This is a genomic window from Neisseria sp. (assembly GCF_030527965.1).
Classification (GTDB): Bacteria; Pseudomonadota; Gammaproteobacteria; order Burkholderiales; family Neisseriaceae; genus Neisseria.
On the sequence record NZ_JAUMZU010000003.1, the window covers coordinates 1 to 15,967 of the forward strand.

The following is a 15,967-nucleotide window of genomic DNA, read 5'->3' on the forward strand; positions in this document are numbered from 1 at the left end:
GTTCGGGCATTCGAATCCTATTCAGCTAAGGAATCTTTCATAACCAGTTCGGTTCAGGTTGCAATAGGATACCGAAACGATTTAATACCGTTTGTTGGATATGATGGGAAAGTTCTGCTACGTTCTTTGCGGTGGCATGGCCTAGGTTTATCAGAACTAGGGCTTGCTTTTCGTGTACGGCCGCATCTCCGATGCGGTAACCTTTTAAACCGCATTGGTCGATTAACCAGCCGGCGGCTAACTTGGTAGTACCGTTGGGTTGAGGATAGTGGGGCATACTAGGGTATTTTTTTGTTAGTTTTGCGGCCAATTCAGATGGAATCACCGGATTTTTAAAGAAGCTGCCGACATTGCCTAATATTTTCGGGTCAGGTAATTTTTGGGATCGAATTTGGCATACTGCGTCTGAAACATCCTTGGCTGTGGCTTGCTGTTTACCACAAAGTTTTTGAAGTACGGCAGCAAGATCGCCATAGTGGATATTCGGTTTGAATATGGATTTTAAAGCAAAAACGACTGATAAGATGACGTAACGGCCTTTACCTTGTTGTTTGAATATGCTTTCTCTGTAGTCGAAGCGGCATTCGGCATTGCTTAGTTCTATGAATTGATTGGTTGTTAAGTCAAAGCAATGTACGGCATGGATGACATCTTTCACTTCGACGCCATACGCGCCGATGTTCTGTATCGGTGAGGCGCCCACGGTGCCGGGAATCAAGCTTAAATTTTCTAAACCGCTTAGACCTGCATTTATCGTATGCAATACGAAGTCGTGCCATATTTCGCCGGCCTGAGCTTCGATATAAACGGTTTCGTTTTCTCGTTTTATTTCTCGTATGCCTTTGTTGGCCATTTTAACAACCAATCCTTCGTAATCTTGCATGAGAAGGATGTTACTGCCGCCGCCGAGCCATAAAACGGTTTCGTGCTGGAAGCAGGGGAGTGTGCATAAATCGGGCAGGTCTGCTGCACTGGTTAATTCGATAAAATGGCGTGCGCGTGCGGGCAGGCCGAAAGTGTTGAAAGGTTTCAAATCGACATTATGCTGAATATTCATCATATTGTGTTCCGTTGCGTGAGGGTACGGCTGTGCTTTTCCAAAAGCCATACTAAAATGATTGCGGCAGAGCTGAGAGAAACGATTAATGTGGCCCAAAATCCGTAAATACCCATGCCGATATTGGCCAGCAGATAGCCGGGCAGCAAGCCGAAGCCCCAGAATGCGATGCCGTGCACAATCATCGGCGCTTTGGTTATTTTGTAACCCCTTAGTGCATAAGATGCAATACATTGAGTGAAATCAGCTAATTGGAATACGGCGGCGAAGAGTAATATGTTTGCTGCCAATGTGATTACACTCATATCTTTAGTATACATGCCTGCTAATGGGTAGCGTAATGTAATGAGGAGCGTTATTGTAAGGGCAGCCAATCCGAAACCGAGTATTAGGGATACGCCGGAGATATAGCGTGCTCGATTGGTTTGCCGCTTGCCGAGTGTATAGCCTACCCTTACTGTTGTGGCGGCTCCGATTGCTTGTGGAATCATATAAATAATGCTGGTCAGGCTGATAACAATTTGTTGGGCTGCAACGTGATCTGCGCCGAATTTGGCGATGAGAAAAACGATAAATGAAAACAAGCTTACTTCTAGGAAAAAAGACAAGCCTATAGGCCAGCCTAAGCGCCAGATTTGTTTAAGAACGGTTGTATTAGGTTTCGAAAAGCTACCAGACAAACCGAATGGTTTGAAATAATTTTGTTTTTTGATATAGAGCCATAAGGTCGATGCATTAAACCAGAATACGATTGCAGAAGCTAAGCCGCAACCGGCACCGCCAAACACGGGCATGCCGAACTTGCCGTATACGAAAACGTAGTTAAGTGGAATGTTTAAGAATAATGCGGCCCAACTTATCCACATGATTAGTTTGGGGCGGTTGAGGCTGGAAGCGTAGGCATGCAACGCGCGATGAAGCATGGCAGCAGGCATTGAGAGTGAAATAAAAAACAGATATTGCCCAAGCATGTTTTCCACATGTTCGGGCAAATTGAGATACCAGATAAAAAGCGGTGCTGAGACCATCAGTAAAACCATACCAATCAGGCCAAGCGCCATTCCGAACCATACCCCTTGTTTGCCTGTTTCTCCGACTTCGGTATGTTTTCCTGCTCCGAATAGTTGAGAAATCATCGGGTTGAGCGCGGTCATAATGCCAAGGAAGGTAATGTAGACGGTGGAGAATGCGGAGCTGCCTAAAGCCACTGCGGCCAAATCGTCTTTTCCGGCCGCGCCTGCCATCACGGTATCGACGAAGCCTACGCCTACCGAGGCGATTTGTGCAAGCATCATCGGTAGTGCAAGGGCTGCTAGCAGTCGGGCTTCTTTCCCTAAAACCGCCCATGAATGGCGGTTGATGTCTAATAACATAAACGATTCCACTGCAAAAATTTTCAGACAGGCATAATGCCTGTCTGAAAAGCTTTGTTATCCGTAATTGAATTATCGGCTGATTACAAACATGTAAAGCATTTCATCCATGAATACTCGGGCGATTTCTTTGTCTTCAAAATAACTTAGCAGAAGCTCGCGTCTTTCGGTTTGCCCTTCGTCATTTTTAAGTAGTACGACGATTTTACCCAGAGTGTAGTAATATTTTTCATGTTCTACATAGACATCCAAAACTTGATTCCACGGCATGTCTTGCTGAATGTAAACTCGATTGTCATCTTCTTTGTAATCGTAGATGGCTGCGGCATGGGCGTCGTAATATAGCCAGCGCAGGCCGATTTTATCCATCATAACCAATAGTCTCAGCCCGTCGGCTGCTTCACGATGTTTGCGGGCCGAGCGCCAGTTGGTAAAAGCAAAACACAGCAGAATCGTTAACAGGCCGAACAGCATGTATTTTTGCGGATGGCCGCCGCCGGCAAGAATGTTCAGCCCGACCAGTAACCACATCAAGCCGAAGCCGGTCGTGACTAAGCCGGATATCATTACGGCGATGGTTTGGTGGTGGGTAAGAGGGTAGATTCGGGGAGACATAAAACAACAAAAAATCAAAACACGTTATCATAACCCATTACAATACATTAAGTGAAAATTTCGATGAATGGATAGGCTCTCAGACAACCGTTTGACCATTATTGTCGGAAGAAAGCAGCAAGTGTCTGTTCAGACAGGCATCTGTGTTGATAAAAGCGGCTACAATATCTAAAACTAAATGACAAACCATTATGACCAATAACCTTACTCTTGTTTCCCTTTTTTTGATTGGCTTTTTTGGCGGCGGCCATTGCGTTGGTATGTGCGGGTCGCTTTCTTCCGCTTTCGCGTTGCAGCTGCCACCGCACATCAATCGCTTTTGGCTGATTTTATTGTTGAATTTGGGGCGAATTACCAGCTATACGGTTATCGGTCTCTTGTTAGGAGCGTTGGGGCAAATCGGTATTTCGCTTGACCAGACCCGTTTGTTGCAAAACGGTTTGTTTCTTGCCGCGCATATTCTTTTGATATTACTGGGTTTGTATTTGGCAGGGCTATCGGGAATGGTGCGCCGAATCGAAGATTTTGGCCGGCCTGTATGGCGCCGACTCAATCCGGTATTGGGTCGATTGTTACCTATCAAAAGCATACCTGCTTGTTTCGGGGTCGGGCTGTTATGGGGTTGGTTGCCTTGCGGTTTGGTTTACAGCGCTTCGCTTTATGCCTTGGGGAGCGGAAATACCGCTCTGGGCGGCCTTTATATGCTGGCCTTTGCATTGGGAACTTTGCCTAATTTATTGGCGATGGGTTGGTTTGCCGCGCAGTTGAAAGGTTTGCTGCAAAAACGCAGTATCCGTTTGATTACCGGCCTATTGATTGCTGTTTGGGCGGTTTGGCAGCTGGTTTGGTTTATTTGGGCTAATATACATTGAATTATTTGTTTCTAAGATAATAAATGTATGTTATGTGTATCCGAACTGAATCAGACTTGTATTTCAGATTGCTGAAACTTACCTAAACCCGTTTAAATTATCTTAAGATTAATATTTATTAACATAGAAAAGACTATGATTCTCAGCCGATAGTGCGTACAAACGCTACTATTTCATTATTAAACGAATAGAAAGAAACATCATGAAAAAATTAACTGCATTGATTTCTATGGCTTTGATTTCCGGTAGCCTGATGGCGGCTCCTATGCCTCCTGCCGAGCAAAACCATGAACCGGCCCAGCCTCAAGCTGCCAAGCCTATGAAACATGAAGCCGACAAGCCGATGAAAGAGCATAAACATCATGCTGCTCCGAAAAAAGCCATGCACAAAAAAATGGTTAAGGCGAAGAAAGTGAAAAGACATCATGCTCCGCGCAAACATGCCATGGCTCGTTAATCTTTAAATAGATTATTAATATTTCTAGATTTTTTAGCATCATGCCTGTCTGAAAATATTTTCAGACAGGCATGATGCTTTGCTATGGCTCGAATCATTTTAAGAGAATGTTTGCCTCTAAGGAAAAGCGGTGATTGAGCGTTTTTTACACATTGATGATATTGTTGCTTCGGCTTCATTTTCGTTACATGATCGGGTTTATTTTTCCTTGTCGCTTGGCTTTTTTTGATAAAGCCAATATAATTCGCTTCCTACGGCGGGTCTCCCTGCATGGTAATTCGGAGCAACGGGTCAGGAGCGGAAGCTAGCAGCCCACTCTGAAGCGTCAGTGCCAGGGGTTAGGCTCGCCGCCCTTATTTTATTAATGCCTGTCTGAAACGTTTTCAGACAGGCATTGGTTTTATCGGTGGTTTTGTTGGCATTGCTATTCGGAAAACCAAGCCTCCAGCTGATTTAAATCTGCCGTCAATTCTTGGGCGTTTTCTCCGCCGAATGCCCGCCATGCAGCCAGATATTTGCTGCCGTTGAGCAGGGTTAATACGGGAATGCCGGCCATGGCCAAATCCATAAATTCTTGGCAGAACCCGCCGCCGTCGGCTTCCATGATGCCAAAACGGTTGATGACGGCCAAATCAGGAGGGTTGTCTTGTAATGCCAGCAGTTCGCTTGCAGCCAGCACCAGTTTGGATGGGTCGAGCCGGCACGATTCCGAATTGTTACCCAAATCTTGAAATATGGGATACAGGCGGCCGCTTTCTATGGCGCGGATACATTTGTCTTTTTCTCCGTTTTCTTTGGTGTATTCTGCGGCAATCAATCCGCCCACCCGCAGCCCTTTTGCTTGTAGGAGTCGGATAAACGCTTCCAGCGCGGCTTGGGCTTCTCGGCTGTCTGCTTCGTGTACGATGGCGGCGAGTCGGATATTCATCGTATTTCTTTCATGATCAGGATTAATCGATTTTCGTTATAAGCCTGATGGGAAAGTTTGTCTATTGTGCCAAAGGCTTATGATATGAGCTGATGCCTGTCTGAAAATAAAAGCATAGGATTGAACGGAAGTCGGACGTTTCAGACAGGCATGGTGCTTAGAGAATCTTTTGGGAATCCAATAAGATGGTAACAGGGCCGTCGTTGCATAAATCCACTTGCATATGTGTTTGAAAATGGCCGGTTTGTACTGCCAATCCTTGCTTGTGCAGCATATCGGCCACTTGGTCGTACCAATGCCGCGCCTGATCCGGTTTGGCTGCGTTGGAAAAGGAAGGGCGTCGCCCGTTGCGAGCATCGGCATAGAGGGTAAATTGCGATACCAATAAAACCGAGCCGCCGATATCTTTCAATGAGAGATTCAGTTTGTCATTGTCATCGGCAAAAATCCGCAAATTGGCGGTTTTTTCGGCAATATAGCGAGCATCGGCTTCTGTGTCGCTTTGACATACGCCGAGCAAAACCATCAATCCGGTCTGGATACTACCGACGGTTTCACGGTGGTTCTGCGTGATAACGTCTACACTGGCTCTGCTGACTTTCTGAATGACCGCACGCATCGACTGTCTCCTATCTGTGCTCTGTTCCGCAAACGCGGCAGGAAGGGTTTTTCTCAAAAGCAAAACGCTGCCATTCGTTGGTTAGCGCATTATAGACTAGCAGGCTGCTATGGGCCGGCGCTCCGATGCCGGTTAAAATTTTCAACGTTTCGGCGGCCTGAGTGCTGCCGATGATGCCGACCAACGGCCCGAATACGCCAAAAACAGCGCAAGCGCCGTCGGAAGCGTTATCGCCGTCAAACAGGCAGGCATAGCAAGGAGCGTCAGGCAAATCCGGCCGATAAACCGCAAGCTGACCTTCAAAGCGAACGGCCGCACCGGAAACCAAGGGCGTCTTGGTGGCGACGCTGGCTCGATTAACCGCTAGTCGTGTCGCAAAATTGTCGCAACAGTCGACAATCACATCAGCTTGCGCAGCCAATTCGTGCAAGCGCGTTTCAGACAGGCGTTCGTTGAAGGCGCTAATCCGAATGCGGTGATTGATGGCAAGAAGGCGAGATCGGGTCGCTTCGACTTTTGCACGCCCAAGATCGGTTTCAGCAAAACAAACCTGGCGCTGCAGATTGGTTTCCGATACCGTGTCATCATCGGCGATGATGATGTGCCCGACACCCGCTGCCGCCAGATAAGGCAAAGCGGCGGAACCGAGTCCGCCGCAACCGACGACCAAAACTGTGGCCACCGAAATTTTTTCCTGCCCTTCAATACCGAGTTCGTCTAAAAGAATATGACGGCTGTAGCGCAGCAAATCATGGTCGTTCATCAGAAAGTAATGCCTTCGTAGCTTTCTTCAAATGAAAAATCACCGCTTTTGCCGCCGGTTTTACTTTCCAAACGGATGTGTGTCATGCTCATAGTTTTGTCTGCGGCTTTGAGCATGTCGTAAATGGTCAGCAGGGCCACGTTAACTCCGGTTAACGCCTCCATTTCCACACCGGTACCGGCTGTAGTGCTGGCCGTAACGGTGGCTTTGACCCGGCTGACATCTAAATCGATTTCAAAATCCACACGAACGTGGGTCAGCCCGATTTGATGGCAAAGCGGAATCAGCGAGCTGGTTTGCTTGGCACCTTGAATGGCCGCCACACGCGCCACACCTAGAACATCCCCTTTTTTAGCCGATCCCTCAGCCAGAATGCGTACTGCTTTTGGGCTCATATTGATATAACCGCTGGCGACTGCCACCCGTTCGGTTGGCGTTTTATCTCCGATATTCACCATATGGGCTTCAGCGTTTTCGTTGAAATGAGTCAGTTCATCAAACATGATCTTTATCCTAATTTGTAAATATTTTGAAATTTAATATGAATATTTAGCATAAAATTTAAGCATAATATTCTACTGGATTTTTGATAAGCCGCCTATGGCGTGGCAAACAAAACCAAGCCTTCTATGCCCTGATTTGCATTATGCTCTCACAACCTCAATGCAATTGTTGTATTTTTTACAAATCTAAAGTTCCGTTAAGCCTTGCCGTAGACCGTTAAGGCGGCTTAACGCCCCTTTTATCTGTTGAGGCGATAATATATTTACGACATTTCAACTGAAATTGTTTCTTTTAAGCTAGAATGCACAAATAAATATTACTTAAATGCTTTAATAAAACAGCGTCGATTCGGCGCTTGTTTTGCATTTTAAAGGCGAACCCTAAGTTTATCCTGTTTCAAGAATTGGCCTTATTACATATGAGATCTATCAGAAAAATTTCTATTTGCTTGGCTGCTGCCTTCTCCTGTATGCCGTTGACTGCCGCTGCACAAGATGTGAATGCCGAGCGAGAGCATTGGGCGCTGCACGCCCGCAACGGTCAGGCTGAATTAGCCGAATCAATCGCTGCTTTGCGCAAACTTTATGCACAAAGTAAAGATACGAAAGTGCGTGCCGATTTGATTGCTTTGTTGGTGCGCCAAGGCAAGCCGGCTGAAGCGTTGGCTGTATGCGGTAGTTGCAAGCCGGTTAATTATACTTCGGATGAGCTGGAAAATTTGGCTAAAGCAGCGCGGGACAATAAACAATTTGCACAATCCGCCGCGCTTTATGCTCAGCTGCAACAAATCGATTCTGGTAAGAAAATCGGCTTTCTAGGTGGCGCGCTGGCCTCTTCGGAAGCAGGAAAATATGCCGAAGCGCGAACCCAAATCAACGAATATCGGCAGCGGTTTGGGAATGATGCGGATATTACTCAGGCGGAAAACTATTTGAAAGACCGTTCGCAAACTTTATCCGAGCGCCTGTTTATCCTCCAAAAACAACTTGAGCAGAATCCGGATAATAAAGACTTGGTTTTGCAGACTTACCGTACGGCCGCACAGTTGCAAGCGTTCCCAGTGCAAGAGTCTCTGACCCAGCGTTACCCGCATCTTTTCACTCAAAAAGACCTGCTATGGTTGAAACTCAGTCAAGCGGTAGGCCAATTGCGTGCAAACCGTGAATCGGGCGATATGGCTCAGTTGGAAATAACCTATCAAAAATTGACCGATGTCGTTAATGAAGCACCCGAAGGCAGCGATTTGAAAATTCACGCCATGCGCGACCGTATGGCGGCGTCTATCGCTTTGGGTAAAGATAAGCAGGCGCTGGAAGATTACAACCTATTGCGCCGTATGGGCGAGCAACCGCAGTATGTTAAAGAACAATATGCCCAAGCTTTGTCGATGAACGGTAATCCGATTACTGCCCGCGCCATTTATGAAGAGATTGCGGCTCAGCAGAAAGCGTCAACAGGTGCCATCTCTCCAACATTGACCGGTCGATTGGTTGAATCCGATGCGGATGCCGGTTATTACACCAAAGCGCAAGAGCGCCTGAAGAATTGGAACCCAAAAAAAAAGGTCTCAGATTTCACACACACCCGAGAAGTAGATAATCCTTATTATAATCAACAGTTTTTCTGGAATGTTCGGCTGGAAGCTTGGAACGGCAATTATAAAAAAGCAATGCAGTTGATGGATTCATGGCTGGCCGAACATCCGGGTGATCCTTGGGCAATGGTTTTGCGAGGAGATTTATCTGCTTGGAACGACCATGAAGACGAGGCGGTTGAATGGTATACGCAGGCTAAAGATTACATTCCTCAGGAAAGCCGGATTTGGGTTGATACGAAGATAGCGGCCGTTTGGATCAATGACGGTAATTGGTCGGCCGTGAAAAAAATGGCTGCTCAGGCGGATCGAAACAATCCGGCATATAAGACATTTTGGGAGCAATATGATAAAGCGCGTGCCGCTCAACTGAGTATCTCGGCGAGCGCGATGAAAGCGACTTCACCTAAAGAGAGTACGGAGTGGGGGCAGAATGCGACGCTTTACAGCCCGCGCAGTATGGGCGGGCATCGGGCGTATATTACGGAGCAATCCGCTTATGTGCCTAACAAAGGTAATCCCTTGCGTGCAGGAAGAGTTGGGGTTGGTGCTGAAATCAGCTTGCATCCGGTGACTATCAATGCAGAAGCAGGCCATGGTACGCAGCTGAATGATAAGGCTTATGTCAACATTGGTGCGGACTACCATGTAAACGAAAGGTTGAGTTTGAGTGCCAAAGCGGCGCATAACAGTGCAAATGTGCCGACTAAAGCGTTGCAGCAAAAAGTTTATGCGGATGAATACAATATCGGTGCCACTTATAGCCATTCTGCGGGCACGCGAGCCGGTATCGGTGCTGGGGTCATGACCTTTGACGATGATAATGTGCGGAAGAGTGTGTATGGATGGGTGTCTCAGGCCTTATATCAACATAACCGCTGGAAACTGGATAGTTCCCTGTGGGCCGATTATAGCCATAATAAAGACATCCCTGCAGCTTATTATTACAACCCGAGAAACAGTAAAAGCCTGAGCGGCAGCGTGACGCTTTCTTACGCATTGCCGCTGGATCATGGTATTCGCCTGAATCAGCAATTGACGGCCGGTTTGGGTCGCTATTGGCAAGCCGGACAGAGCTCGGAAAATACTTGGTTGCTGAAATATGGCCACGATTGGTCTTTGGGTAAGAAGACCAGTATGGGTTATGAATTCGGCCGGAAACAGTCAATTTATGATGGTGCGCCGGAATTTCAGAATTTCGGCAATGTTAATCTGAATGTGAAGTTTAAATAAACTGGTCAGTTTATTATTCAGACAGGCATTGTGCCTGCCTGAAAGCCTTGGTTGTAAACCATCATCTTGATTATCTGATTGAATAGATTTTTATGAAATACGTACGTTTTTTATCTTCTTTAATTTTCATGCTTGGCGTGAGTGTTGCTGCTGCCTCCGAGAATAGCCAATATGGGGTTATGTGTTATCACAATATCGTTGATGAAAGCGTGCCACCGGATACCTCTGTTTCGGCATACGGAGGAATGGATAAGGAATTCAGGCGCCAATATTTTCCCCAGACGATGACGGCGCAGAAATTGGTCAGCCATCTTAACTGGTTGAAAAGCAATGGTTACACGCCAGTAAGTTGGCAGCAAGTGAAAGATGCACGTGCGGGCAAAAGCCGATTGCCGGCAAAACCGGTCTTGCTGACTTTTGATGACGGATACATCAGTTTTTACACAACCATTTATCCTATTTTAAAAGCTTATAATTATCCTGCGGTATTTGCTTTGGTAACCAGCTGGTTGGATGTTCCCGAGAATGGTTACGTTGCCTATGGTAAGCAGAAGTTACCGCGTAAGGCTTTTATTACTTGGGATCAGGTTCGGGAAATGCAGAAAAGCGGCCTGATAGAAATGGCTTCCCACTCACACGACTTGCATCACAGTATCATTGGCAACCCTTTTGGCTCTGAGTTTGCAGCAGCTTTGCCGGGCAAGTATGAAAACGGACATTACGAAACACCTGCGGAGTACCGTCAACGTATTGCCACAGATTTGAGGCGGTCTGCCGACATTATTCAGAAAAACACAGGAAAACGACCTACGGCATTGGTATGGCCATATGGACAGTTTAACCAAGAGGCAACCGAAATCGCACGGCAGGAAGGCTTTGACAGCGATTTTACATTGTATGATTTAAAGTTGAATCAGCCTGAAACTCAGCATGTCGGCCGGTTCTTATTGGAGCAGGAAACCGATTTCGGGGTTATTAAATCTTATTTGTCGGGAGATGGCTTGGAAGAGCCTCAGATAAAGCGGGCGGTTTACGTTAATCTGGATGATCTTTATAGCCCGGATGTCATGCAATTTAACCGTAATTTCGATAAACTGGTTAGTCGAATGGCTAAGCTGGGCGCGAATATCGTATATTTGCAGGCATCTTCAGACGAAAACGGTGACGGGTTGGTGGATTCGGCGTATTTTCCAAACCGTCATCTGAAAGTGAAGGCAGATTTGTTCAGCCGCGTTGCATGGCAGCTGATGACCCGTTCCGGAGTGAAAGTGTATGCCTGGATGCCCATGACGGCGGTTGATTTGGGCAGCGGCTATGATTATGTTTCATTGGGTAAAGGTCTGCGTCGCTTATCTGTTGCCAATGAAAAGAACCGCCGTGCCGTTGCTGAAATTTATGAGGATTTGGCATTTAGCAGCCGTTTTAATGGCATTCTTTTTCAAGACGATACTGTTTTTGCCAATTTTCAGAATACCTTGCCCGAGGGCGTGGAAAATAATGTTGAATACTGGCAGCAGGCGCAAAAAAATAGCGACGATTTAATCGCATATACTGATCAACTTAAAGCCGCGGTTATTAAGTACAGTTTTAATGGTGCCAACGAATTGAAAATTGTTCGAGGTTTATATGCAGGAGCAGCCCTGAGCGATAAATCGCAAGCGTGGTTTGCAGACAGCCTGTCTAAATTTGTAAATCACTATGATTACACTGCTTTGACTTTAACGCCTTATGCGCAAAATGACTTGCAATATAATGCTAAAAATACAGCCAAGTGGATAAACGATGTGGTGAGAAAAGTGAAGAAAACAGAGCTTCCTTTGACCAAAACCATTTTTGCACTTCCGGCTAAAAACGGATACACAGGACAGCCGACTCCTCCTGCAGAGCTGGCTGGTTGGATAAGCAATTTGAAAAAAGAAGGGGTAAAAAATATAGCCTATTACCCTGATGACTTTCTGCAGAATGAGCCAACGCTGAATCTTATAAAACCGGTATTTTCCGTTAAATAAATTTATCTGCCTCAATAAAGACTTTTCAGACAGGCGTTGCATGAAGCCTGTCTGAAAAAAGGCGCACAATGAGCACAAATGCCAAAATATTAAGAGCGAACAACCAATGAAATGGTATGACTATATAGCCGTTTTTGTCATGATGTATCCCGGTGTAATGGCCGTGTACTGGACGATATCCGGCATCATCTATTACATATTCTGGGAGCGCGGAATGCCTGATCCTGATTTTTCTGATCAGGAGGAAATCCCTATGGTTAGCGTATTGATACCGTGCTACAACGAAGCTGACAATCTCAACAGTTCCATACCGCACCTGTTGAACCTCACTTATCCCAATTATGAGCTGGTGTTTATTAACGATGGCAGTAAAGACGATACTTTGAAAATTATCCGTAGTTGGGAAAAAATCTCGGATAAAGTGGTTGGAATCGATCAAGAAAACGGCGGTAAAGCTTCTGCGATGAATAATGGCATGCGCCATGCAAGGGGAAAATACATTGTCGGTATCGATGGCGATGCCGTGCTGGATTATGGTGCCATCGAATACATGATTCAAAGTTTGGAAGATGATCCGAGCTTAGGTGCGGTAACGGGTAATCCGCGTGTACGCAACCGCAGCACCGTTTTGGGTAAATTGCAAGTTGCCGAGTTCAGCTCTATTATCGGTTTGATTAAACGTTCGCAAAGTATTCTGGGCACGCTTTTTACCGTTTCGGGTGTCATTATGTGTATTCGCAAAGATGTGATTGAACACATCGGCGGTTGGAGTGACAACATGATTACTGATGACATTGACGTTAGCTGGAAAACACAAGTGGCCGGCTACAATATCGCGTATGAACCGCGTGCACTTTGCTGGGTATTAATGCCAGAAACTGTGCGGGGACTTTATAAACAGCGTCTGCGCTGGGCGCAAGGCGGTGCAGAAGTCATTTTGAAATATTGCCGTGAAATTTGGTGTCTGAAAAATTTCCGCCTCTGGCCTTTGTATTGCGAATATTTTATTACCTTATTTTGGGCTTATGCCATGTTTGCCTTCATGATCTACGGTTTTATCCAAGTTCTAATGGGGCAGGCCAATTTCACATTGATAGAGGTAAGCGGTTTGATTACCTTTTTAATGTTTATGTTGCAATTCTCTATCAGTATGTTTATTGACAGTCGCTATGAAGGCAATCTCTTCCGTTATTTCATTAGCTGCATCTGGTATCCTTACGTTTTTTGGTTGATTAACAGCCTCACTTTAGTGCATGGCTTTCCAAAAGCCATTTTGCGCGATAAAAAACGCAAAGCAACCTGGGTCAGCCCTGACAGGGGAGTACAGTAGAAATGGGAAAAAACACCATGCCTCAAGAATACCGAAAAAATTTACGCGACCAAATGGTCATTAATAAAGCGCGCAGCGCAACACGGGCTATCAGTGTGAAAAGCTGGTTGATTTTCGCTCTGACATGGACATTATGGCTCGCTGCTGTATATTTCGTATTTAGTGACCATGAGGCCTTGATTTTTAAACCAATTATCGGCGCATGGACATCAATGGATCTGATAAAAGCCGTTGCGATTGTCACGCTTACTCAGCTTAATATTTTGTTTTGTTGGTCTATTCTTACCACATCCCGCATCAGTGCTTTGCGCAATAAACGGCGAACCGTAGCGAGAATCAAAAGTGCGGTTGAGACAACCCGTGAAAAAGTCAGGATTCAAGCGGAAAGTGAGAATCTAAAAAAATAATAATAGAAAATGCCTGTCTGAAACTTTTCAGACAGGCATTTTCTATTATTAAACTAAGCCTACCGTTTATATCTTATGGCAGCCCAAACCCAGATTAATACAAATCCGAAAAACATCAAGCTCCATACAGGTAATGGTATTCCCATTACATACTCACGTACACCGCAATCTCCGAAGCCTCTAATAACCGGTTCCCATAAATCAAATAACGGCCAATCATGCAAACGGAAAGTCCATGGCGCTCCACAGGAAGGTCGTTCTGTTTCGGGCAGGCTTTGCAACCAGATTTGGTAAATCGCCACGCCTAAGCCCCATAATGCAGGAATGCTTATCAAACCGGCGGCCGTAATGCGCCATCCTTTTCGTTTGGTAGGAAGGAGTAATGTCAGCGCAGCAACCAGAGTAACCGAAATCACCGCTACCCGTTGCAAAATACACAGCGGGCAAGGGTTTAGGCCCATAACATACTGTGCAAAGAATGAGCTTCCGGTGCAAAATAAACCTGCAACGAATACCACCAATAAAATCTTGCGATAAGACATGCTTTCCAACTTTCCAAAATTGTTTCAGGCAGGCATTTTACCATTCACTCAGCAAGGGCAGATACCTCTTAACCTATAATTTTCAGTAACAAAGCATTTCAATCAACTTGCTTACAAGATAGGGTGGGTACTGAAAACCACAAAAAATCAAAAATGTTGTAAACATGCAAATCTGTTTTTTGTTTTTTATAACTAATTGAAAAAATAGAATAAAATAAATTTTTGTGTAATAAAACCCACAAAAATTAAGCACTGTTCAGGTGGAAAAAATCGATAAAGTTTGTTTTTTCCAAACGAAGCATTTATATTAGCAGGCATGGAATCGCCGTTAATGGCGGTGAATTCACAGCTTGGGTGGTTTATTAAATACCATTTAAGTTTGTTTTTCTTAACGATAGAAAAGGAATACAGCAATGAAAAAAACTCTGATTGCTCTGTCTCTGATTGCTTTGTCTGGTGCTGCTTCTGCTGAAGTGATTCTGTACGGTCAAATCAAAGCCGGTGTAGAAGTTGCTCAAACAAAAGAACGCACTAACGGTGTTACAACAAAAGATCACACTAAAACTCAAATTGCTGACTTTGGTTCGCGCATTGGTTTTAAAGGTACTGAACACTTGGGTTCTGGTTTAAATGCAATTTGGCAAGTTGAGCAAAAAACCCCTGTTTCTGGTGGTGGTGAGTGGGGCACTCGCGATTCATTTATCGGTTTGGAAGGCGAAAGCTGGGGTAAAATCCGTGCCGGTAAATTGAGCACTCAATTGAATGACATGGATGCGATTGATCCTTGGGAATACAGCAATAGTGCTTTGGGTTTGGGCATGTTTACACGTACTGGTGAGCGTGTGGTTTCTGTTCGATACGATTCACCTGTATGGGCTGGTTTCTCTTTTAATGCTCAATATACACCCCGCGACAATCAAACTAAAGGACGTGGTTCAGCAGATGCTACAGGGCGTGCGTCAGATTCTGCAAATGCTAATGTTGGTGCTTTGAATGATACAGGTGCTTACTATGCGGGTGTGAACTATGAGAATTCAGGCTTCTTTGCTCAATATGGCGGTGCTTATAAGCGATCTGCATATGTAACTTCTAATAACCGAAGCAAATCTGGTCAAGCTCATCAGGTACAAGCAGGTTACGATGCAAACAATATCTTTGCAGCAGTAGGTTATCAATACACTAATGGGTGGGATAGTTTAAATAGCTATAGAGCAGCTTTGGCAGGTGAGAGTGATGCTTATAGTGATAGCACAGGTGATTACACTGCCACAGGAGCAGGCCGTGCAACAGATACTTCTCCTGGCCTGAAAACCCATGAAGTTGCAGCAACCGCCGCTTATACATTTGGTAACGTAACACCTCGTTTAAGTTATGCTCATGGCTTTAAAGGTAAAGGTGCTGGCTTAACTGCTGATCAGCGTCGTTCAACTCAGTATGACCAAGTTGTTGTAGGTGCTGACTATGACTTCTCTAAACGTACTACTGCTATGGTTTCTGCCGGTTGGCTGAAAGCTGGTAAACATGACAAAACCGAAACAACTGGTGGTTTAGTTGGTCTGCGTCATAAATTCTAATCTAAATTAAGGATTAGCTGAAAGAGAGCCTGTTTATAACAGGCTCTTTTCTTATTGTATTTTTGACTTTGAGTTATCCCAGCTAGTTAG

15 protein-coding genes and 1 other RNA gene are annotated in these 15,967 nt (G+C 45.3%); 8 read left to right on the forward strand and 8 right to left on the reverse strand.

The window, feature by feature from the left end; translation table 11 throughout:
* Nucleotides 1–37: 37 nt before the first annotated feature.
* The 3 genes from murB to Q4A84_RS01985 form a co-directional block, all read right to left on the reverse strand.
* Entirely contained in the window at nt 38–1,060 is a 1,023-nt protein-coding gene (gene murB, locus Q4A84_RS01975) for a UDP-N-acetylmuramate dehydrogenase (protein ID WP_303087252.1), read from the reverse strand.
* Complete coding sequence (locus tag Q4A84_RS01980; protein ID WP_303087253.1) at nt 1,057–2,430, reverse strand: MATE family efflux transporter; 1,374 nt, start codon at nt 2,428–2,430, stop codon at nt 1,057–1,059. Before Q4A84_RS01980 ends, murB begins: the two co-directional genes overlap by 4 nt.
* Before the next feature lie 72 nt (nt 2,431–2,502).
* Nucleotides 2,503–3,045 (reverse strand): hypothetical protein, encoded by a 543-nt coding sequence (locus Q4A84_RS01985; protein ID WP_303087254.1) that lies wholly within the window; start codon nt 3,043–3,045, stop codon nt 2,503–2,505.
* Nucleotides 3,046–3,236: 191 nt separating this feature from the next.
* Between Q4A84_RS01985 and Q4A84_RS01990 the strand changes: the two genes are divergently transcribed.
* The 3 genes from Q4A84_RS01990 to ffs all read left to right on the forward strand — a co-directional run bounded on the left by Q4A84_RS01990 (nt 3,237) and on the right by ffs (nt 4,726).
* Nucleotides 3,237–3,917, forward strand: coding sequence for a sulfite exporter TauE/SafE family protein (locus Q4A84_RS01990; protein WP_303087255.1), 681 nt, complete (start codon nt 3,237–3,239; stop codon nt 3,915–3,917).
* A 202-nt stretch (nt 3,918–4,119) separates the two neighbouring features.
* The gene (locus Q4A84_RS01995; RefSeq protein WP_303087256.1) at nt 4,120–4,374 is read left to right on the forward strand and encodes a hypothetical protein; all 255 of its coding nucleotides are present in this window, start codon (nt 4,120–4,122) and stop codon (nt 4,372–4,374) included.
* 255 nt (nt 4,375–4,629) lie between these two features.
* An RNA gene (ffs, locus tag Q4A84_RS02000) (signal recognition particle sRNA small type) lies at nt 4,630–4,726 on the forward strand.
* Between the two features lie 72 nt (nt 4,727–4,798).
* On the opposite strand, the gene Q4A84_RS02005 is transcribed toward ffs, so the two are convergent.
* The 4 genes from Q4A84_RS02005 to moaC form a co-directional block, all read right to left on the reverse strand.
* Nucleotides 4,799–5,302 carry a DUF2478 domain-containing protein gene (locus Q4A84_RS02005; protein WP_303087257.1) on the reverse strand — a complete coding sequence of 168 codons (504 nt, stop codon included), beginning with the start codon at nt 5,300–5,302 and terminating at the stop codon, nt 4,799–4,801.
* 157 nt (nt 5,303–5,459) lie between these two features.
* Nucleotides 5,460–5,921, reverse strand: a complete 462-nt coding sequence (gene dtd / locus Q4A84_RS02010) for a D-aminoacyl-tRNA deacylase (RefSeq protein WP_303087258.1) — start codon at nt 5,919–5,921, stop codon at nt 5,460–5,462.
* A 10-nt stretch (nt 5,922–5,931) separates the two neighbouring features.
* The gene (locus Q4A84_RS02015; protein ID WP_303087259.1) at nt 5,932–6,684 is read right to left on the reverse strand and encodes a HesA/MoeB/ThiF family protein; all 753 of its coding nucleotides are present in this window, start codon (nt 6,682–6,684) and stop codon (nt 5,932–5,934) included.
* On the reverse strand, nt 6,684–7,187 hold the full coding sequence (moaC, locus tag Q4A84_RS02020) for a cyclic pyranopterin monophosphate synthase MoaC (RefSeq protein WP_303087260.1): 504 nt from the start codon (nt 7,185–7,187) through the stop codon (nt 6,684–6,686). Before moaC ends, Q4A84_RS02015 begins: the two co-directional genes overlap by 1 nt.
* Nucleotides 7,188–7,606: 419 nt before the next feature.
* Here moaC and pgaA point away from each other — a divergent pair, with 419 nt between their 5' ends.
* The 4 genes from pgaA to Q4A84_RS02040 all read left to right on the forward strand — a co-directional run bounded on the left by pgaA (nt 7,607) and on the right by Q4A84_RS02040 (nt 13,761).
* Entirely contained in the window at nt 7,607–10,015 is a 2,409-nt protein-coding gene (gene pgaA / locus Q4A84_RS02025) for a poly-beta-1,6 N-acetyl-D-glucosamine export porin PgaA (protein WP_303087261.1), read from the forward strand.
* Between the two features lie 92 nt (nt 10,016–10,107).
* Nucleotides 10,108–12,024 (forward strand): poly-beta-1,6-N-acetyl-D-glucosamine N-deacetylase PgaB, encoded by a 1,917-nt coding sequence (gene pgaB, locus Q4A84_RS02030; protein ID WP_303087262.1) that lies wholly within the window; start codon nt 10,108–10,110, stop codon nt 12,022–12,024.
* A gap of 106 nt (nt 12,025–12,130) precedes the next feature.
* Nucleotides 12,131–13,354, forward strand: a complete 1,224-nt coding sequence (gene pgaC, locus Q4A84_RS02035) for a poly-beta-1,6-N-acetyl-D-glucosamine synthase (protein ID WP_303087263.1) — start codon at nt 12,131–12,133, stop codon at nt 13,352–13,354.
* Nucleotides 13,355–13,371: 17 nt separating this feature from the next.
* Entirely contained in the window at nt 13,372–13,761 is a 390-nt protein-coding gene (locus Q4A84_RS02040; protein ID WP_303087264.1) for a hypothetical protein, read from the forward strand.
* A gap of 59 nt (nt 13,762–13,820) precedes the next feature.
* Here the strand turns inward: Q4A84_RS02040 and Q4A84_RS02045 are convergent, their stop codons facing one another.
* Nucleotides 13,821–14,303 carry a disulfide bond formation protein B gene (locus Q4A84_RS02045; protein WP_303087265.1) on the reverse strand — a complete coding sequence of 161 codons (483 nt, stop codon included), beginning with the start codon at nt 14,301–14,303 and terminating at the stop codon, nt 13,821–13,823.
* A 413-nt stretch (nt 14,304–14,716) separates the two neighbouring features.
* On the opposite strand from Q4A84_RS02045, the gene porB reads away from it, so the two are divergent.
* Nucleotides 14,717–15,877 carry a trimeric porin PorB gene (porB, locus tag Q4A84_RS02050; protein WP_303087266.1) on the forward strand — a complete coding sequence of 387 codons (1,161 nt, stop codon included), beginning with the start codon at nt 14,717–14,719 and terminating at the stop codon, nt 15,875–15,877.
* Nucleotides 15,878–15,967 lie beyond the last annotated feature (90 nt).